Source organism: Onishia niordana, assembly GCF_004798965.1.
Lineage (GTDB): Bacteria > Pseudomonadota > Gammaproteobacteria > Pseudomonadales > Halomonadaceae > Onishia > Onishia niordana.
Window position 1 is genome coordinate 98,255 of the sequence record NZ_SDSD01000009.1, and the last position, 18,243, is coordinate 116,497.

At 61.1% G+C, this 18,243-nt stretch carries 21 protein-coding genes; 2 read left to right on the top strand and 19 right to left on the bottom strand.

Annotated elements, in window-relative coordinates; translation table 11 throughout:
* Nucleotides 1-11: 11 nt before the first annotated feature.
* The 19 genes from ETC27_RS15135 to ETC27_RS17625 form a co-directional block, all read right to left on the bottom strand.
* On the bottom strand, nt 12-1,910 hold the full coding sequence (locus tag ETC27_RS15135; protein ID WP_136246726.1) for an NADH-quinone oxidoreductase subunit 5 family protein: 1,899 nt from the start codon (nt 1,908-1,910) through the stop codon (nt 12-14).
* Complete coding sequence (gene nuoK / locus ETC27_RS15140; protein WP_136246725.1) at nt 1,907-2,218, bottom strand: NADH-quinone oxidoreductase subunit NuoK; 312 nt, start codon at nt 2,216-2,218, stop codon at nt 1,907-1,909. The genes ETC27_RS15135 and nuoK overlap by 4 nt, the downstream gene beginning before the upstream one ends.
* Entirely contained in the window at nt 2,215-2,751 is a 537-nt protein-coding gene (locus tag ETC27_RS15145) for an NADH-quinone oxidoreductase subunit J family protein (protein ID WP_112056303.1), read from the bottom strand. The genes nuoK and ETC27_RS15145 overlap by 4 nt, the downstream gene beginning before the upstream one ends.
* The gene (locus tag ETC27_RS15150; RefSeq protein WP_112056301.1) at nt 2,751-3,647 is read right to left on the bottom strand and encodes a complex I subunit 1/NuoH family protein; all 897 of its coding nucleotides are present in this window, start codon (nt 3,645-3,647) and stop codon (nt 2,751-2,753) included. Before ETC27_RS15150 ends, ETC27_RS15145 begins: the two co-directional genes overlap by 1 nt.
* Entirely contained in the window at nt 3,644-5,455 is a 1,812-nt protein-coding gene (locus ETC27_RS17615; protein WP_240724944.1) for a heavy metal-binding domain-containing protein, read from the bottom strand. Before ETC27_RS17615 ends, ETC27_RS15150 begins: the two co-directional genes overlap by 4 nt.
* A 119-nt stretch (nt 5,456-5,574) precedes the next feature.
* Nucleotides 5,575-5,937: an NADH-quinone oxidoreductase subunit A gene (locus tag ETC27_RS15160; RefSeq protein WP_112056293.1), complete on the bottom strand. Its 363-nt coding sequence runs from the start codon at nt 5,935-5,937 to the stop codon at nt 5,575-5,577.
* Between the two features lie 200 nt (nt 5,938-6,137).
* Entirely contained in the window at nt 6,138-6,290 is a 153-nt protein-coding gene (locus ETC27_RS17775) for a transposase (RefSeq protein ID WP_112056372.1), read from the bottom strand.
* A gap of 185 nt (nt 6,291-6,475) precedes the next feature.
* Nucleotides 6,476-6,814, bottom strand: coding sequence for a cation transporter (locus ETC27_RS15170; protein WP_112056292.1), 339 nt, complete (start codon nt 6,812-6,814; stop codon nt 6,476-6,478).
* A gap of 394 nt (nt 6,815-7,208) precedes the next feature.
* Nucleotides 7,209-7,955: a TVP38/TMEM64 family protein gene (locus tag ETC27_RS15175; RefSeq protein WP_205742751.1), complete on the bottom strand. Its 747-nt coding sequence runs from the start codon at nt 7,953-7,955 to the stop codon at nt 7,209-7,211.
* A 110-nt stretch (nt 7,956-8,065) separates the two neighbouring features.
* Nucleotides 8,066-8,836 (bottom strand): copper resistance protein B, encoded by a 771-nt coding sequence (locus ETC27_RS15180; RefSeq protein WP_136255823.1) that lies wholly within the window; start codon nt 8,834-8,836, stop codon nt 8,066-8,068.
* 9 nt (nt 8,837-8,845) lie between these two features.
* Complete coding sequence (locus ETC27_RS15185; RefSeq protein ID WP_136246721.1) at nt 8,846-10,630, bottom strand: copper resistance system multicopper oxidase; 1,785 nt, start codon at nt 10,628-10,630, stop codon at nt 8,846-8,848.
* A 56-nt stretch (nt 10,631-10,686) separates the two neighbouring features.
* Nucleotides 10,687-12,045 carry an ATP-binding protein gene (locus ETC27_RS15190; protein WP_112056394.1) on the bottom strand — a complete coding sequence of 453 codons (1,359 nt, stop codon included), beginning with the start codon at nt 12,043-12,045 and terminating at the stop codon, nt 10,687-10,689.
* On the bottom strand, nt 12,026-12,691 hold the full coding sequence (locus tag ETC27_RS15195; RefSeq protein ID WP_136246720.1) for a response regulator transcription factor: 666 nt from the start codon (nt 12,689-12,691) through the stop codon (nt 12,026-12,028). Before ETC27_RS15195 ends, ETC27_RS15190 begins: the two co-directional genes overlap by 20 nt.
* 4 nt (nt 12,692-12,695) lie before the next feature.
* Nucleotides 12,696-13,166: a cupredoxin domain-containing protein gene (locus ETC27_RS15200; RefSeq protein ID WP_136246719.1), complete on the bottom strand. Its 471-nt coding sequence runs from the start codon at nt 13,164-13,166 to the stop codon at nt 12,696-12,698.
* Nucleotides 13,167-13,416: 250 nt separating this feature from the next.
* Entirely contained in the window at nt 13,417-13,857 is a 441-nt protein-coding gene (locus ETC27_RS15205) for a DUF411 domain-containing protein (protein ID WP_240724945.1), read from the bottom strand.
* A 984-nt stretch (nt 13,858-14,841) separates the two neighbouring features.
* Nucleotides 14,842-15,324 carry an HAD-IC family P-type ATPase gene (locus ETC27_RS15210; RefSeq protein ID WP_276605705.1) on the bottom strand — a complete coding sequence of 161 codons (483 nt, stop codon included), beginning with the start codon at nt 15,322-15,324 and terminating at the stop codon, nt 14,842-14,844.
* A gap of 478 nt (nt 15,325-15,802) precedes the next feature.
* On the bottom strand, nt 15,803-16,216 hold the full coding sequence (locus tag ETC27_RS15215; RefSeq protein WP_112056401.1) for a hypothetical protein: 414 nt from the start codon (nt 16,214-16,216) through the stop codon (nt 15,803-15,805).
* 106 nt (nt 16,217-16,322) lie between these two features.
* On the bottom strand, nt 16,323-16,556 hold the full coding sequence (locus tag ETC27_RS15220) for a hypothetical protein (RefSeq protein ID WP_136255824.1): 234 nt from the start codon (nt 16,554-16,556) through the stop codon (nt 16,323-16,325).
* A 9-nt stretch (nt 16,557-16,565) separates the two neighbouring features.
* Entirely contained in the window at nt 16,566-16,781 is a 216-nt protein-coding gene (locus ETC27_RS17625) for a multicopper oxidase domain-containing protein (RefSeq protein WP_276605706.1), read from the bottom strand.
* Nucleotides 16,782-17,036: 255 nt separating this feature from the next.
* On the opposite strand from ETC27_RS17625, the gene ETC27_RS17445 reads away from it, so the two are divergent.
* Both ETC27_RS17445 and ETC27_RS17330 read left to right on the top strand, forming a co-directional pair.
* Nucleotides 17,037-17,708, top strand: a complete 672-nt coding sequence (locus tag ETC27_RS17445) for a Spy/CpxP family protein refolding chaperone (protein ID WP_240724947.1) — start codon at nt 17,037-17,039, stop codon at nt 17,706-17,708.
* Between the two features lie 176 nt (nt 17,709-17,884).
* Nucleotides 17,885-18,178, top strand: a complete 294-nt coding sequence (locus ETC27_RS17330) for a hypothetical protein (RefSeq protein ID WP_168709074.1) — start codon at nt 17,885-17,887, stop codon at nt 18,176-18,178.
* The last annotated feature ends 65 nt before the right edge of the window (nt 18,179-18,243 follow it).

Genomic DNA, 18,243 nt, shown 5'->3' on the forward strand with positions numbered 1-18,243 from the left:
ACAGGGTTCCTTTAGAAACTCAGTGAAGCTGAAAACAGGATGACAAGGAGCACAGCGGTGGCTACGGCGCTGATCGCCAGGCTGTGATGGATCAGGCCGCTTTGCAGGGTTCTCGCCCGCGCGCCCAGGGCCCGCACACCGGCCACCAGGGCGAAGATCAGACCGTCGATACCACGCTCATCCCCGCCCCGAACCCAGCGACCCACCGCCAGATTGGCGCGACCGACGCCAAGTACGGCCAGATACAGGCGCTGTTCCAGGCGCTCGCCCCCGCGGGCAATGGTGAGAGCTGTATGGCCGACGCCAAGCGCGGCCGCATAAAGGTGGCCTTCCAGACGGTCACACTGCCGGGCAACAGCCATTACGGGCCGACCTACCCAGGCGGTGAGCCCGCCCGCAACCACTAGCCCCGATGCTGCCCATTGATGGGCAGGCCCAAGCAGACGCTTGACCGGCACCAGCCAGCCCAGCGCCAGGCCACCCAAGGCGGCGACGAGTCCGGACAATATGGCGCCGATACCTGCGGTTTCCGGCGCCGGCAGATCAAGCATTGTTTCGAGTGGACCAAAGGCCAGACCCAGGCCTGCGGCGGGGGTCGCCAGACCCCAGATGCCAGCGCGCATCCAGCCAGTACCGGCGACCGGCCGGGTATCGCCGGAGCCCTGCCAGAGCAAGCGTAAAGCCCGGGCCATATAGGCGCCGGTCAGCAGAGTTCCTGCCAGGGCCAGAGGGCCGAGCCAGACGGCGCCCTGTGCAGACAGAGCGGCGGTGATCACCGCATCCTTGGAGAAGAACCCGCTCAGCGGTGGAATGCCAGCCAGTGCCAGCGCCGCCAGAGCAAAGCCAGCGAAGGCCCAGGGTCTGGCGCGGCCAACGCCCTTCAGCCGATCGAAAGTGGTATCGCCACGCGCATGCTGGAATTCACCGGCAGCCAGGAACAGGCTGCTCTTGATGGCAGCATGGGCGAGCAAGTGCAACAGGGCGGCCAGCGGAACCCCGGCGCTCACTGCGATCAGCATCAGGCCGTACTGACTGGCCGTAGAAGCCGCGAGTAGGCGTTTGAGATCACGCTCGGCCAGCGCAATCACCCCGGCTGCCACCGTGGTAACGCCACCAACAAGCCCAATGGCGAAAAGCGCTTCAGGAGTCAGCAGCGGGGCCGAGCGGATCAGCAGGATCGCGCCCGCCGCCACCAGCGTGGCCGAGTGCAACAACGCCGAGACCGGTGTCGGGCCCGCCATGGCGCGCATCAGCCAGTCCTGCAGGGGAACCTGGGCCGACTTGCCCATGGCGGCCAGCAGTAACAGAAGCCCGGCCGCGGTCGAGGCACTACCACCAGCGGTCAGGGAGACGGCAATCTCACTGGTACCTGCCGACCCGATAAGTATGAATACCGCAACGTAAAGCCCGAGATCTGCGCTGCGGGTATAGAGGAAAGCGCGGCTGGCTGCGTTCGCGGCTTCGGGCCGCTGGAACCAGAAGCCGATCAGCAGGTAACTGCAGAGCCCGATCAGTTCCCAGGCCGCCAGCAGCAGAACCCAGTCGCCGGCCAGCACCAGCGCCTGCATGGCGGCCAGGAACAGGGACATTACGGCGTAGAAGCGCGCCTGACCAGACTCTCGCTTCATGTAACCGACGGCATGGATCAGCACGAATGTACCCACCGTGGCCACCGTCACGGCCAATAACGCCGTAAGCGGCACGCCGACCAGTCGCAGTGGCATGTCCGGCAGACCGGGCATAAGTAGGGTTTCGGTCTGACCACTAGCCACCCGGGCCAGAAGCCAGAGGCTTCCCGCCAGGCTGAGCGTTGCGCCAGCCAGGGCCAGTGCAGGCGGCCACCGGCGCAGTATCAACACGGCCAGGGCGGCGATCAGCGGCGGTAATATCGGCAGGACCACTGCATTCATCCTTTAAGGTCCTCCGCTTCTTCCATCTCTACCGAGCCCTTGGCCCGGAAGCGGGCGATGGCAATGCCAAAGCCGACCGCCATCTCCAGCGCCATAACCGTCATCACCACCAGCACAAACATCTGGCCGGAATAGGCTTCTGGGTGCAGAAAGCGCCAGAAAGCGACCAGGTTCACCATCGCGCCCGCCAGCATTAGCTCCACGCCCATCATGATCATCACCAGATTGGTCTGGGACAGTGCGCCATAGATACCGATACCGAAGAGTATTGCGCCGATCAGAAGCGCTACTATCAGAACTGCGGTCATTCCGATGACTCCTTGTCGTTTTTACTCGCCAGGTTCTGCACCGGAATTGCCACCGCCGTGGCCGCAATCATCGCGGTCAGGATGGTGATGCCAGCGGTTTCGAAGATCATCATCGAGCGCCCGAGCAGCTCCATGCCCAGCGCCCGTGTCTGCGCCTCCGCGTCCGGCACCTGGTCCGCCAAGGGACCCCAGTCGGACAGCAGTGCAATGGCGATGGCAACAACGGCGGCACTGACCCCGGCACCGATCGAGAAGCGCTTCTGGTGGCTCATATCCATACCGCCAAGCCCACCGGGATCCATCATGAACATCACCATGAAGATGGCCATGATGCTCATCTCCGTGGCCATCATCATGATCTGCAGTACACCCAGAAATTCGGTCTGCATCGCCAGAAACATGCAGCCGACGGCGGTCTGCGAAAACAACAGCGCCAGTGCGGAACGGACCATGGACGATGTGCGAAACACCACCAGGCCGAAGCCGATTGCGGCCAGCCCGAACACAGCGACAAAAAAAGCCTGTGCGTACATTAGGGAACCACCAGGATCAGTAAACCGACAATAATGATATTAACCAGTGCCAGGGGGATGCCCATAATCCAGCACCACCGCATCAGATCCGCCTCGCGAATGCGTGGCAGGTAGCGACCGACGAGCAGCATCGACACGGCTACGGCCAGGGTCTTGATCAGGCTCCAGGCCCAGGGCGGCAGCAGCGGGCCATGCCAGCCGCCGAGGTAAAACACCGTGGTCGCCGAAGCCAGAGTAACCACCAGCGTCAGTCGGGCCAGGCGCAGCACTGCCAGGCGCACCCCGGTGTACTCGGCGTCCACACCTCCGCCAAGCTCCCCTTCTGCGGTGGGCAGATCGAAGGGGGCACGGAACGCCAGCGCCATGGCGGCAATGAAAAACAGCACGAAGCCCAGAGGCTGGTAGACGATGTTCCACAAGCTGCTCTGGGAACCAACGATCGCGGTGTTCACCAGGGACTCTGCACGCATGGCCACGGCCGTGATCGGCATGACAATAAGCATGGAATAGGCAATAAGCTGGCCCAGAAAACGCCAGCCGCCGATCATCGCGTAGGCGCCATCCGGCCCCCAGCCAGCCATGATCACCGCGACCAGCACATAGGCCAGGGCCGCGTTGATGAAGAGCGCGCCGGTGCCCAGGTCCGCGATGATCAGATCCGGCGCCAGCGGCAGGACCGCCATGCCAAGCACTGCTACGACCAATAGCAGCACCGGCGCCGCCTCGAAAAAGACCCGGTCCGGCGAGCGCGGCACAATAGATTCACGTCCGAGGTGAGCCAGGCCGTTGAACAGCGGCGCCGCCGGACTCAGACGCCCAGTGGCCATCCAGCCCTCAATCACAGCCAGCAGCCAGGCGCTGCCAAGCAGCGCGAGCAAAACGATGGCGACAGTCACGAAGTCACCTCCCAGGGCGAAAGGTCCAGTGACCCGACTGCCAGCAGCGCATCGCCCAGTTCCTGGCCCTCGACAAGCTTCGGGACCAGGCCGATATGGTGACTGCAGGCGGTGTCCAGCTCGTATGACTTAACATGGCCGCGCTCCAGTTTCAGACTTAGCCGGGCCTCGCCGCGCGGAGTGTCAACGGTTGCCTCACCGGTTCCTGCCACATCGCCAACGTCGCGCAGAACCGGCAGCTCCGGTTCTGCGCCCGACTTTATAAGGTCAAGGCTGGCCGAAATTTCGGCCAGGCGCTGCCACAGGCGCGCCCAGGCATCTCCGCCTTCGTTGGCAGCACTCGCTACGGGGCCGCGCAAACCAGAAGATTCCGTTGGCAGTATACCGACTCCCATCAGCCGCGATTTAAGCAAAGGCGTTCGTTCAAGGCGGGTACCCAATGTACGCAGCGCTGGCTCCAGGGCAGCAAGACTGTCCCGGTTAGCCTCTCTGACTTGCAGTTGCAGAGTTGAAGCCCGTTGCGTCAGCCAGGCGAAGCCGAGCTGGCGCCCTAACTGAGCCAGCCAGCCAAGATGACTGGCGATGCGCTCACGCTCAAGGGCGCCAGTGCGGGCACCGGCGTTTGCCGAATCGTCCTCCAGTCCTGCCGCTTGCTCTATTGCCAGACAAGCCAAAAGACGGTAGCTCACCGGCGCGAGCGGAATTGCAGCTGACAGATACGCAATGAAGGTCTCGGCATCCATCTCTTCACTTTCTTCAACATTGTCACCTTTGCTGGTCACCCCCACCAGGGAGATCGCCTGCCCCTCCGTTACGCCGTCACCATCAAGGGTCAGCGTCAACTTCAGTCCGCCGGGCAAGCCAGGGAAGACCGGACCGAACGGCACCTCAAGCCAGTCCATCTGCAGGCCGTCGGCGCTGCGCGGCAGGTCTTTGGTGACTTCAATCATGGACATGAATCCCGAGGAACCATGATCATGTCCTTCATGATCATGCCCACCGTGATCGTGTTCACCGTGATCGTGTTCACCGTGATCATGGCCGGAATGTTCATGTTCTGAGTGGTCGTCAGATTCACGGACTACCAGATCCATGCCGCACTTCGGGCAGCTGCCCGGTTCGTCCCGAACAATTTCGGGGTGCATGGGGCAGGTATATTCGGTCCCAGCATTTTCGGGAGCGTGTTCCGGTTGGTGTTCGTTATTGTGGTCGTGGTCGTGGCCGTGGTCCTGATCATGGCCATCATGATGCTCATGATGCCCATGGTGGCTCTGGTGCTCATGGTGGCTCTGGTGCTCCTGGTCATGGCAATGCTCGTGTTCGTGGCCATGGTGTTCGTGATCTTCGTGATGTTCATGATCGCTGCCGCCTTCAGGGGTCGACTCCCCGGCTTCGCGGGCTACCAGGTCCATGCCACATTTGGGGCAGCTACCCGGCTCATCCTCCACAACTTCGGGATGCATGGGGCAGACATACTCGATCCTGGCGTGCATTACAGAGGCGTCGAAATCCTCCGGCGAGTCTGTAAAGGCACCGTCAGCCAATGCCCGCTTTAGCTGACCTACGGCTTCGGTCAGATCTTCTTGCGAGAGGTCTGAGGAGATATCGTCACCCGATAAAGTCGACGGTGTCTGCCCGCCTACCATGAGAATCGCGCGCGGCCGGGGCATCTGCGCGTAGAGCACTGCCACGGCATCCCCCATTTTCCCGGGCAGATCTCCGACAATCAGAAGCACGCTGGCATCGCGTGGCGTGGTTGCAATGCGCAAGCCTGCTGCAGTCACGTCCAGACCATGCGCCAGGGCCACTTCCGGGCCCGGAACGATCAGACAGCTCAGGTTACGCGCCAGGGCCCGGGAAACCAGCTTCTGCAGCACTGAGTAACGTTTCTGCCGTGCGCCCGTTAGGTTTATTGCTGGATCAGAACTCATTGCCGCCTGAAAGCCCCCTGACTCCACCCGTAGAGCAGACCGAGAAAAAGAATGGCAAGAAACACGCCCATATCAAGCAAGGCAACCATTCCTACTTCCTTGTACACAACGGCCCACGGGTACATGAATGCCATCTCCATATCGAAAGCCAGAAACAGCAACGCGTATCCATAGTAACGAGCGTGATACCGCCCCCATACCGGATCCCGCGACAGGACTCCGGAACTCGCCGGCACATCCTTGCCCGGCTCCCCGCGTGTCGGGCCTATGGCGCGGGACAAGCTGTAAAGGGAAAGCACCATACCCACGGTACCCAGCGCCAGGCCAAGTAGCAGAACGTATTGCTGCGTAGCGTTCATTATTCCTCCAGAGTAGCCAGTTACACGTCGGTGAAATCTATGATCCGGTGGGCGTTGCTTGGCCCATCGCCCGAACGCTTGACGCACGTTCAATGCTGGAACTAATCAGGGTACAAACCACGCTGCCGGTAGTATTCGGCCAGCTCGGCGTCACTCAGCGCGGCCATTTCACGCACGGCATGGAATTTGTCACATCAGCTCTAGCCTTCGGGATCATCCGCCTGGTCGGGCAGCAGACGACCCGCTTTCCGGGCCTTATTCCGCCAGTTGTACAACGTGGTCGCCGAGATACCTTCTTCCTCAGCTACCTCCGCGACCGTGCGGTTATGGGGCGGGAATAGCTTCTTGAGGATAGCTTCCCGGCGCTCGTCGGATTACTTCATCGGAGCCTCGTCTCGCCCCTCCAGGGTTCAGAGTCTATCAGCCGCTGAGGCTCCAACTAGCTTGACAGTGGGGGATCTTCGTCTGACGTAAATACGGGCACTCCGCACCATCGATGCCGCGTGGAACGACCTGGCGTCGGTGACGACGGGAGCCGTCAATGACAGCTCCAGGGCTCCTTGTTGGCATTGTCCTTGATGTTCTGGTCGACGAACCGGTAGTGGTCTTCCTTGAAGCGGTTCCACCAGCCGTGACTGATCTCAATGGCGTGCCGGGCGAGGATCGCTTCGATATGGTCGATGCACAGCCGCGACCCGTCATAGGCCATGATGAGCTTGCACTTGTCGGTGTCGTAGGTGACGCGTTGCAGTCCGAATAGCTCGTCTATCTGTGCGATGGCCAGACGTAACGCATCGGCATCGCAGGGCTCGAGCTTCAACTTACGCGTCACTAGATGGATCTCATTCACGCCTAGACGGAGTTCATTCTTGGACATGTGGAGCACTCCTTCTTGTCTGTGTCGTCATGACCTCGCTAGCGTCATTTCCCTGCAGGGGGGCGATTTTCTGATCGTTCCGGACGGGGCTCGCAGAACGGAGCAGCCCGGATGATGCAGGCGGAGCCTCCACTTATCATGTGTGAGTATCCTACAACCCTTGTGTTACCCAATGGTCAAATTGTGGTGTGCCGCTAGAGGGTGGGCAGCACCAGTCCTGGATCACGGTTATGCAATTCTCACTCCTACGTCGCACGCCATCAGCCTGGGCGACAAAGCTGAACCAAGGCTGAATGGGAGCTACTGTTGTGGATGTCATGGATACGTCAGCGAGAAATGTCCGGGGTGCAAGTCATAGCCGGCCTCAGCGGGTGTTTGGTGAGACGCTGACCGGCTACCTCAGATGCAGCAAGCGCTTGAGGGCGGATCGGTAGCGTGTCGGCGCCGCCTTCCAGGCCAGCGGCAGCAGAGTGAGGGTGCCGAGCGCGAGCACCGTTAGGCCCGCACGGCGCAGATCGTCGGAGGCGAGTTCGTTGCCGAAATGCGCCAGCAGGAAACTCGCCGGCATGACGCCGAGCAGCGTCGCGATGGCGAAGCGCCAGGCCTTGAGAGGCGAGAGGCCGGCCGCATAGCTGACGACGTCGAAGGAAAGGAACGGCATCAGCCGGGTCACGAAAACGGCGGCCATCAGGGCGTTCTGGGAGGTGATGAAACGATGAAGAAGACCGCTGGAGGGACGCATGCCCAACCAGGCTCTCATCGCGTCATATCCTAGCAGGCGGGAAATGGCGAAGGCGATGAGCGCGCCGGCCTCGGAGCCGATGGCCACGTAAAGTGTGCCCCAGACATGACCATAGGCCGCGCCAGCAGCGAGCGCGATCGGGGCACTTGGGATCGGGCTCATGACGATGGCGATCATCATTAGGCCAACGACCAGTGCTGGACCGAATGGGCCAAGCCGTATCACTGCCTGTTCGAGGGTGTCGCCGGCCAGCAAGGCATCCAGCATGCCGGTTCGCCACAGCACCAGAGCGGTGGCGAGAAAAACGGTAAGTACCGCCATGCCCAACATGATGCGTCGCCATGAAGCACGGGAAAGGCGTTTCGGGGCGCCAGTATCGATCTTGTGCGGGCTAACCATGTCTCCCTTGCCCTGACGTCGGGGCGCATCGAAGGGTCAGGACCGTGAGACCCTGACCCTTCGCTATTTCATGCGGGTTCGGACCGAATCATGATGACGTTAGGGCAGGATCAGAACCACATCCTCACGCCGGCGACGACGCCGGTATCTTCGGTGGCATCCCCCGAGGCGCGGGCCAAGTCAGCCGTGTCACCATAGGACTTTTCCCAGTAGCCGCCGATATAGGGGGCGAACTTTCGGGTGATTTCATATCGCAACCGAAGCCCGGTGCGAACCGAGTTGAGGCCCTCACCGACGCCAAATTCCGGCACCTCATCGGCTGCCGCTGCGACTTCCAGGCGCGGTTGCAGGTAGGTCCGCTGGGTGATCCGCAGGTCGTATTCGCTTTCCAGGCTGGCCGAGACATCGCCGTCCTCGCTGACCCTCAGGTCGAGATCGGTTTCGAAACGATAAGGCACGAGCCCCTGGAGATTGATGACGCCGAAGTAGCGTTCGGGGTGATCGTTCGAAGCGATGCCACCCTGATAGCCGATACCGCCCTGGAGCTCCCAGAAATCGGTGATCAGACGGCTGTAGAGCAGATCGAGATTTTCGAATTCCGCATCCTCATTGTCACCCTGGACATTCTCGCCTTCCCCCTTTAGATAGACTCGATTGACATCGCCGCCGTACCAGGCCTGGAAATCCCAGACCAGGGCATCCTCGCCCTTGTCGGGGGAAGCATATTCCAAGCGATCGACGAGTATCGAGCCCCGTGAGTGTTCGGCCATCGGCGATGGCCAGTTCGCCGGGGCATCGTAGCCATCGCTGGCCTGAGCGCCAGCGGCCACCAGTATGGCGAGGGTAGAACCGGTACCGATAACGACAGTCTTGGACTTCATGAACATTCCTTACGCGACTTTGACGACCCGGAACATGCCGGCATCCATGTGATAGAGCAGGTGACAGTGGAAGGCCCAGCTGCCCTCGGCATCGGCGGTGATCAGGGCAGATACCCGTTCGCCGGGCTTGACGTTCAGGGTGTGCTTGCGGGGAATCAGCTCGCTGGCGCCGTTCTCCAGCTCCATCCACATGCCGTGCAGGTGAATGGGGTGTTCCATCATGGTGTCGTTAACCAGGATCAGGCGCAGCCGCTCATCCTTCTCGAAGTGGATGGGGCCGGTCACTTCGCTGAACTTCTTGCCGTCGAAGGACCACATGTAGCGTTCCATGTTGCCGGTCAGGTGCAGCTCCAGTTCACGACCGGGAGGACGCCGGTCCGGCCAGGGTGTGAAGGCCTTGAGGTCGCGATAGACCAGCACGCGGCGTTCGCTCGGGTCGATGCCGACACCGGCCTGATCATAGCGAGAGCCGGGTTGTGCGGCGCCCACGGGGAGTATCGCACCGGCCTCGTGGGAAGCCATGTCCTGCATGCCGGACGGGCCCGAGTTCTGCATGTTGGAATGGTCCATGCCCTGCATGCCGGACGGGCCCGAGCTCTGCATATTGGAATGATCCATGCCCTTCATGCCGGCCATGTCCATGTCGCCATGAGCGCCCATGGCCTCCATGCCACGGTCGGCGATCTGGCGCCGCGCCGGGACGGCGGCGGTCATGCCCAGGCGCGGCGCCAGGGTGCCCAGCGCGAAGCCGCTGCGGTCCATGGATTCGGCGAATAACGAATAGGCGCTGTCATCCTTTGGCGTGACCAGGACATCATAGGTTTCCGCCACGCCGATGCGGAACTCGTCGACCGGGACGGGCTGTACCGGTTGGCCATCGGCGGCCACCACCGTCATCTTTAGGCCTGGGATGCGCATGTCGAAGTAGCTCATCGCCGAACCGTTGATGATGCGCAGTCGCAGCGTCTCGCCGGGCCTGAACAGGGCGGTCCAGTTATCGCTCGGGGCGTGGCCGTTGAGCAGGTAGGTATAGGTGCTACCGGTAACGTCGGCGATATCCCGTGAGCTCATGCGCATCTGGGCCCACATGGCGCGTTGGGTCGCGGTATCGGCTAAGCCATGCTGCTCCACGTCGGCGAAGAAGTCGGCGACGGTGCGCTCCTGGAAGTTGTAGTAGCCCTCGCCGAGCTTCAGGTTGCGAAAGAGACTGGCCGGATCCTCGAAGGTCCAGTCGGTCAGCAGTAGCACATGCTCGCGGTCATACCGAAAGGGCTCACGCTCGGCGGCATCGATGACCAGGGGGCCGGCATGACCGAGCTGTTCCTGCAGCCCCGAGTGGCTGTGATACCAGTAGGTGCCGTTCTGGCGAACCGGGAAACGGTAGGTGAAGGTCTCGCCGGGTGCGATGCCGGCGAAGCTTACGCCGGGTACGCCGTCCATGCCGGGAGGCAGGATCATCCCGTGCCAATGAATGGAGGTCGGTTCCTCGAGCAGATTGGTGACTCGAAGCACGGCATCCTGGCCTTCCTTGAGGCGGATCAGCGGGCCGGGGCTGGTGCCGTTAATGCTGATCGGGCTGGCGGTCTTGCCGGCGATGGGCAAGGTGTCACGGCGTATCGCCAGAGCCAGGTCGGGCCCGGTTTCGACGCCCTGAGGATAGCCAGCGGCCTGGCCCCAGGGATTGGCCCAGGCTGGGCGCAGGCTCAGGGCGGCGGTACCGAGACCCAGGGCGGCACCACTCTTGAGCAGCTGGCGGCGTGATAGGGGAAGCCTGGATTGCTTCGCGGCGACCATGGACGATTCCTTTGCGATGAGGTGAGAGGAATCGATCATGCCGGGGTAAACTGAATCTAGCCTGAGTCGCTGGAGGAATTTACGCGTGCTGTGGCGGTTGGCAGCACGATGGTGACGGCCAGGCCCCCCGCGACCGCCGCGGCGAAGGTCACGCGCCCCTCATACTGCTCGACCAGCTGCCGAAGGATCGAGAGCCCCAGGCCATGACCCGGGCGCCCTTCGTCGAGGCGGAGCCCGCGTCGGCCCAGTTGGGCGAGATCCGCCCTTGCCACGCCGGGACCGTCATCCTCGATGACCAGCGTCAGCGTCGTCGTCACGCTCAGGCGACAGTGAACGTCGCGCTGCGCCCATTTCCCGGCATTGTCGAGGACGATCCCCAGCATCTCGGTGAAGTCCTGGCGCTCGACGCTGACCGTGGCCCGACCATCCTGCAGTCCATCAAGGTGAAAGCGCTTGTCGGGGTGCAGGGTGGCGAACATCTCGATCAGTTGCTCGGCCTCCTTCCGGACGCGGGTGAGCTGGCCGGCATAGGGGCCGGCGATGCGTGAACGACGCAGCTCCGCGTCAAGCTGAGCCTGCATGTCCTCCAGGCGGGTCAATAGCTTCAGGCGGCGATCGCCATCGATGGGGCGAGAGCCTCTTAGCACCTGCGTGACGGCCGCCAGGGGCGTCTTTAGTGCATGAGAGAGGTTGGCGACGGCGTCCCGCGAGCGCTTGAGTCGCTTGTCCTGCTCGTCCATGAAGCGGTTGAGCTGACCGACCAGGCCATCGAGTTCTGATGGCGTGTCCAACTGCAGGCGCTCGCGATACCCCGCACGCAGTTCATCGAGTTGCCGCTGAAGCCGAACCAGGGGTGACAGTCCTGCATTCACGGCGACCAGGTTGAGCGTAATCAGCAGGAGCAGTACCAGGCCCGCGATGCCACCGACCCACCAGTGCAGGGTGGCCAGGCCGGCTTCCACCTCGGCGAAGTCCTCGCCGATCAACAAGGTGCCGGCGGCGCCGTCTTCCAGGGTAAAGACCTCACGATAGAGCAGCAGGTGGCGGCCCTGCCACTGCACCTCGAGCAGGGTATCGTCTTCGCCCTCCAGGTAGGGGGAAAGGTTGGTCAGCCAGCCGGGGTGGGAGGTGCTGACCGTGCCATCCAGCCGCAGCACATAGAGATGATGAAACATCTGCGAGGTCAGGCTGGCGGAGTCCAGCCAGGGTTTCACCTGGGATTGTTCCTGACGCAACCGTTGCAGCGTGTAGTGCGCTTCCTGGCGCAGGCGATCGCCGAGGAAGTCGCGAGCTAGGTCGCGCAGCAGGATGCCATGCAGCAGCCAGGTGATGGCGACGGCGATCAGGGCCACGCCACCCAGCCATAGGGATAGGCGAAAGCGCAGGCTACGACGATCAACGCGAAGCAAAGACATAGCCCTGGCCGCGACGCGTCTGGATGATGTGATTGCCAAGCCGGCGGCGCAGCCGGCCGATATAGACCTCGACCAGGTTCGGGGCGGGGGCATCCTGATCCAGGGTGTAGAGCTGGTCGAGCAGCCGCACCTTGGAGTGCACGTGATCCGGGTGATGCATCAGGTAGCGCAGTAGCCGAAATTCGGTGGCGGTCAGGGACTGCCAGGTCGCGCCATCGGTGCTGACTGCCTGGGTCTGCTCATCCAGTTGCACCCCATTGACGGTCAAGCACTGGGTCAGCCCCCCGGCCTGTCGCCTCAGTAGGGCATGCAATCGAGCCAGCAGCTCGGCCTCGTGAAAGGGCTTGGTCATGTAATCGTCGGCTCCGCGCCGCAACCCCACGACCTTGTCTTCCCAGGTGTCCCGTGCAGTCAGCGCCAGGATGGGCAAGCGATGACCATGTTCCCGCCAGCGTTGCAGCAGGTCCAGGCCAGAACCGTCGGGCAGGCCGATATCGAGGATGGCGAGGGCATAGTCTTCCGTGGCCATCAACGCGTCGGCCACACGCATGCGTGTGGCCGTATCGACGCTGTAGCCGTCGTCCTGCAGGGTCTCTGCCAGACTCTCGGCCAGCAGGTCATCGTCCTCGACGAGCAACAGCTTCATGCTTTCATCCCTGGAAGTTGATCTCTCCATTCATGCCTGACTCGTAGTGGCCCGGAATATTGCAGGCGAATTCGACCTTATCGGTGTCCTGCGGGGCGGTCCACACCAGTGTCGCGGTCTCACCCGGGGCGATGGTCACGGAGGGCATGCCGCCGCCGTGCCCGCCGTCACCATGTCCACCGGACATGTCGTGGCCGCCGCCCGATGCCATCTCGCGCATCATTTCGCGGTGTTGCTCCTGAGCGGCGGCGTCGCCGATCACGAACTCGTGCTCGAGGTTGCCGGTGTTGGTGATCTCGAACTTCACCGTCTTCCCCGGTGCGATAGCGAGTTCGCCGGGCGTGAACCACATGTCACCGGCCTCGAAGCTGATGGTGCGGTCCACCTGAGCGGGATTCTCACTGCCATGTTCGCCGCTGGCCAGGACCGCGGTAGAGGCGAGGATCAGGGTCGTTGCTAGGATTGTCTTGCGCATATGGATAGCTCCATTGGATCAATTGACAGGTCCGTTTATAAGTCATCAAGCTGAATTTGGGCTGAATGCCGAAAAGGTCTCAGCTATGAACCAGTGATTATCCGGCCTCATCTTCCAAGCGGCGAGGCATCTTTTCCTCACAGGAACGCCAGTGACTAGAGCGAGGTCACTCCGGTCCCTGGACGGAGGATGCCGGACGCCCGCCGGCTGTCTCTTGATAGGTGTCCGGCGGGGTATCATGCGGGTCGCGCTATAGGGCCATGAAGGGCGACTCCTGGTGGTCCCGGAACTGGTAGACCTCATAGGGCTCCATCTGCGGCCCCGGCATGCCTGGCGTGCCACTCGGCATGCCGGCCAGTCCGATGCCATTGGTGTCGGGTTGTTGTTCGAAGAGCGCTTCTACTGCTGCCAGGGGGACATGCCCCTCGATCACATAGTCGTCCATGATGATGGTGTGGCAGGCGCCGAGGCCGAAGGGGACGCCTGCCGCCTTCTTGATCGCGCTCAAGCCCTTGTCATCGACGATGGTGACGTCGATACCCGTTCGTTGCAGGTGGCGGTCATAACCATCGCAGCAGCCGCACTGGGGATTCTTGTAGAGTGTGGCCTCGTCCGGCAGGGCAGCATGAGCGGTGGTGGCGCCCAGCAGCAGACCGGTCGCCAGCAGCAGGTGAGGCATGGTGAGTTTCATGAGCGATCTCCCTTGTCGGAGGTAAACAGATATTTGATGAGGGTGGCAATGCCGAAAACTAGAAGCAAAAGGACGTAGCCAACCCAGCCAGCCCATGTGCCCCATGGTGGTGTCGGTGGACACGGCGCAGTTCCGATGAGTGGCTGTCCTGAAAGGTAACGGTCGTCAGGTGACAGGCAACGGGTCTGGTGCCTGTTGGGATGGCTCAGGCTTTCGGGGTCGGCGGCGGGCTGATGTATGTGGTCATTCACGGCGATGGCCGCCTTGATGAGGGGCCAGGCGCGAGGGTGTGATGACGGACTCCTCAATATGTCGGCTCCCATTGAACTCCGGTTGCCCCGGAAGATGCAATCACCCGGGGCAAGGCTGGCGGGAAGGAGGAGCCAGAGGGCCTCAATGCGTGTGGCCGTCCGCATAGTGGTCGTTAGTGGATTGTGGTGAGAACGAGGCATCCTGCTCATGGTGTCCCTGGGAGCCACCCTGGCGCGAGTCGGCCAACTGGAGCTCTGCGTCTGCCGAGGAGGAGCCTGAGGAAGCTGGCTTGTGCCCGCTCATGGCGGTCATGTCTCCAAGGTTATGGTCGTGGCCGTCATATGCCGGCTCGTGAGAATCGTTTGCTGAGCGAGACATAGCGCTGGTGTCACTATGGTCGTAGTCTTTTTTATATGGGTGTCGGGTCTGGAATGGTTGTCTCCCGGCTATTAGAGCTCCCGAGCCGATTACCTGCCAGCTTTTTCATTGCAGCTATAGAAGGCTGGAGGTGAGGCCCTTGTTACAAAGTAGGCCTTGTCGGCGACGTAGCTTACCGTCTCATCCTACTGGTCCTGCATGTCGACCGCCGTATCCATTCGTCAGTGTTTGTCAACGGTCATGGGAGGCTTGCCTACTCTCATGGTTTAATCTTCGGTTCGTGTAAACGCAGGGCATTGCCCACCACCGAGAACGAGCTGAATGACATTGTCACGGAGGCAATGGTCGGAGACATCAGCAGGCCGACGGCGGGGTAGAGCACCTCGGCGGCGATGGGTATGCCCAGGCTGTTGTAGCCGAAGGCAAGATCTGATTCTGCTTGATATTGCGCATGATGGCGCGTCTAAGGCGGCGAGCGCGTACGATACCCATCAGGTCACCCTTGACCAGCGTGACGCTGGCGCTTGCCATGGCCACATCGGTGCTGGTGCCCATGGCGATGCCGACCCGGGCCTGGGCGAGCGCCGGGGCATCGTTGATGCCGTCGCCGGCCATGGCGACGAAGCGCCCCTCGGCCTGCAGTGCCTTGACCTGCTCCGGCAGCACCCCGGCGATGATCTCGTCGATTCCCAGCTCCTTCGCCACGGCCTGAGCCTTGGTCTCGCTGTCATCGGTGAGCATGACGATGCGGATGCCTTCCTCATACAGGGCGCGGATAGCTTCAGCCGTAGTGTCCTCGATCGGGCCGGCGCCAGTGTCGAGGTTTCTTCGTGACAATGGTCGTCTCGGCGTGACGTCATGTCAGTAACTCTAATGCTGCCCGGCTTGCTTTAGATCGTTGGCCATATCGAGCAGGAGACGACTTGGGGCCGAATAATGATTGTGATCAATAACTACTCTTCTGGCTCCAATACCTTGGTGTTATCCCCAAGGTCAAGCCATGGTCGTTAAAGGTCATATTTCAGCAATCGAGGGTTTGATTTTGTGCGTGCACTTTCCCCGTGTTTCATGAAAGGGGTCAGTATGGGCGACTTTTCTGGATATAGCCTGAATAGGCAAGTGAGGTCGCGGTGTGTCGAGCAGTGAGGGGGGACTTTCCCTCCCATGATCTGGTCTGGTGCTATTTTGGTAGCAGCCAAAGTGTGCTTCTAGGGGTGGAGTATGTCTCTTCAACGCAGCTAGCGTTGAAGAGACATCTGGCAATGACGAGGCCAGCAACGATCGGCCTAGTCGGTGACGAACTAATTGGCTAGCTTTATTCGAAGTCCAAGTGCAGGTTATAGCGCTTGGAAACTTCATCAGGGCTTCCCATCGCATTCCCTTCCACTTCCAGAATATAGGTTCCGGGCGCTACTCGTTTGGTAATCAGGAAGTGACCTCGTTGATCTGAGTCCTTGGAGACGAGGCGCCCTTCTTCGTCGTATAGACTTCCCTGGATATTGACGCTAGCACTAGAGTCGCTGGCCAGGTGCTCGCTACTGAGCTGTACGATGCTCTCATCGATTACTTGAATTCTATAGCGTTTGGGGTTGGAAGATATGATCTGGCTATCACTCTCTCCCTCGTTCAACATCAATAGCTCTGACGTCTGATTACCGGTGACGGCAAAGGTCGTCATTGAAAATAGACCTAGCATGGTAGCACCGAGAATAGTGGCATAACGTTTCATGATTGACCTCCTTGGCTGTTTGGCAAGAACTAGCATGGAGGGGAAAGCTGAAACGGCACTGAAAATACACAAAATTGATTTGATATGACCTAGCCGTCATTTTTATCTAGCCATACCATGCCATGCAGAGTGTCGAGTGAAGGCTGGAGTATAGGGCATCCTCGCCCTTGTCGAGGGAAGCATATTCCAAGCGATCGACGAGTATCGAGCCCCGTGAGTGTTCGGCCATCGGCGATGGCCAGTTCGCCGGGGCATCGTAGCCATCGCTGGCCTGAGCGCCAGCGGCCACCAGTATGGCGAGGGTAGAACCGGTACCGATAACGACAGTCTTGGACTTCATGAACATTCCTTACGCGACTTTGACGACCCGGAACATGCCGGCATCCATGTGATAGAGCAGGTGACAGTGGAAGGCCCAGCTGCCCTCGGCATCAGCGGTGATCAGGGCAGACACCCGTTCGCCGGGCGTGAACCACATGTCACCGGTCTCGAAGCTGATGGTGCGGTCCACCTGGGCCGTGGCCTGACTACTCTGGTCACTACCACCTTTAGTGCCGCCGGCCACGCTGCGGTGGCCGACTAGCCGAGTGCGATCGCCAGTAATGTCTTGCGTATGTGGATACCTCCGTTGGCGTCAGTGGAAGGGTCCATTTCTTCGCATCAACCTGAAACGAAGCTGAAACCGTTGCCGCTCACTGTCTCACTGAACACCTTGACTTGGGGGGTGCACATAGGTTGTAAGTTCATAACGGTAGTTCATGCCCCTTGCCCAACCAAAGAAGTCGTCGTCACTGCGATCATCAAAAATAGGAGAAAGACCATGATCAACTATAAGCAAGTAATCGCCATTGCGCTGGCCGCTGGTCTGGGCATCGCCACCAGCGGTGCCGCTTCTGCTCACGGGATGCATCAAGGCACCCAGGGAGCTGGCGGCATGATGATAGGCGGCGGCCAAGCTGGCATGGGCCCCGGCATGATGATGGGCGGCGGCCAAGGTGGCATGGGCCCCGGCATGATGATGGGTGGTGGCCAAGGTGGCATGGGCCCCGGCATGATGATGGGCGGCGGCCAAGGTGGCATGGGCCCCGGCATGATGATGGGCGGTGGCCAAGGTGGCATGGGCCCCGGCATGATGATGGGCGGTGGCCAAGGTGGCATGATGCCCTGTCCCCTGATGGGCGGTATGGGAGCCATGGGCGGCGCGGCAGCAATGCTCGACGACGAGCAGCTGAGCACCCTGCGCGAAATGCGCAAGGCACATCGTTCCGCCCACTTTGAGCGGATGGGTGAGATGATGAACCTGCGCGAGGAGATGCTGCTGCTTATGCAGGCTGATCGTCCGGATTCAGAGGAGGTAAAGACACTCCATGGTCAGATGGCTGATCTGCACGGCGAGATGATGGCAGACGAGGTACGCATGCGTAACCAGATGCAGGACCTGCTGACAGACGAGCAGCGAGAGCGGATGCGGCGGGGCAACGCAGCGCAGTAACGCTCCCCTAACGCTCCCCAATTCCTCTGCGCACTCCGCCAGGCGTGGAGCGTTTCTTGATATCGCTCCGGGTTGTGCTGGATAGATATGGTTACTCGCCCGCCTAGCGCAGAATGGCCTCGCGATAACGAGGAAATCGCCATGACCGGTCAGGCCAGACAACCGCATCTCACCCTATGAGGAAGCTTGCTAGCGCTGTTGTTAGCTGTGCTGCTGTTGGTGTCCAGCCTGGCGGCCCAGACGGCCATGCCGACGGCTGCGACGTGGCCCAGGTCAAGGTGCTCAATAACGCCGATCCCGAGTGTGGCGTCTGTGCGGCCATTTCGACAGTACCCCTCGTAATTACCTACTATCAGAATACCCTGGCCGGCATCGGCATCGGCATCGGCATCGGCATCGGCATCGGCATCGGCATCCAGGCCGCGGTCGAATTCATCGCCCCGCCCCCGCTCAAACCTCCAAGATCCTGACGCCCACCCTTGTCACACGATGTCCCCAGCATGTCGGCAGTAATATATTATCGTTAGGAGTCACA

What these genes read in the sequence shown, in the direction of transcription:
- ETC27_RS17445 (WP_240724947.1), top strand. Translation starts at nt 17,037, where the DNA reads ATGATCAACTATAAGCAAGTAATCGCCATTGCGCTGGCCGCTGGTCTG.
- ETC27_RS15170 (WP_112056292.1), bottom strand. Translation starts at nt 6,814, where the DNA reads ATGTCCAAGAATGAACTCCGTCTAGGCGTGAATGAGATCCATCTAGTG.
- ETC27_RS15180 (WP_136255823.1), bottom strand. Translation starts at nt 8,836, where the DNA reads ATGAAGTCCAAGACTGTCGTTATCGGTACCGGTTCTACCCTCGCCATA.
- ETC27_RS15195 (WP_136246720.1), bottom strand. Translation starts at nt 12,691, where the DNA reads ATGAAGCTGTTGCTCGTCGAGGACGATGACCTGCTGGCCGAGAGTCTG.
- ETC27_RS15185 (WP_136246721.1), bottom strand. Translation starts at nt 10,630, where the DNA reads ATGGTCGCCGCGAAGCAATCCAGGCTTCCCCTATCACGCCGCCAGCTG.
- ETC27_RS15160 (WP_112056293.1), bottom strand. Translation starts at nt 5,937, where the DNA reads ATGAACGCTACGCAGCAATACGTTCTGCTACTTGGCCTGGCGCTGGGT.
- ETC27_RS17330 (WP_168709074.1), top strand. Translation starts at nt 17,885, where the DNA reads ATGAGGAAGCTTGCTAGCGCTGTTGTTAGCTGTGCTGCTGTTGGTGTC.
- ETC27_RS15215 (WP_112056401.1), bottom strand. Translation starts at nt 16,216, where the DNA reads ATGAAACGTTATGCCACTATTCTCGGTGCTACCATGCTAGGTCTATTT.
- ETC27_RS15200 (WP_136246719.1), bottom strand. Translation starts at nt 13,166, where the DNA reads ATGCGCAAGACAATCCTAGCAACGACCCTGATCCTCGCCTCTACCGCG.
- nuoK (WP_136246725.1), bottom strand. Translation starts at nt 2,218, where the DNA reads ATGACCGCAGTTCTGATAGTAGCGCTTCTGATCGGCGCAATACTCTTC.
- ETC27_RS15145 (WP_112056303.1), bottom strand. Translation starts at nt 2,751, where the DNA reads ATGTACGCACAGGCTTTTTTTGTCGCTGTGTTCGGGCTGGCCGCAATC.
- ETC27_RS15135 (WP_136246726.1), bottom strand. Translation starts at nt 1,910, where the DNA reads ATGAATGCAGTGGTCCTGCCGATATTACCGCCGCTGATCGCCGCCCTG.
- ETC27_RS15220 (WP_136255824.1), bottom strand. Translation starts at nt 16,556, where the DNA reads ATGAAGTCCAAGACTGTCGTTATCGGTACCGGTTCTACCCTCGCCATA.
- ETC27_RS15175 (WP_205742751.1), bottom strand. Translation starts at nt 7,955, where the DNA reads ATGGTTAGCCCGCACAAGATCGATACTGGCGCCCCGAAACGCCTTTCC.
- ETC27_RS15190 (WP_112056394.1), bottom strand. Translation starts at nt 12,045, where the DNA reads ATGTCTTTGCTTCGCGTTGATCGTCGTAGCCTGCGCTTTCGCCTATCC.
- ETC27_RS15205 (WP_240724945.1), bottom strand. Translation starts at nt 13,857, where the DNA reads ATGAAACTCACCATGCCTCACCTGCTGCTGGCGACCGGTCTGCTGCTG.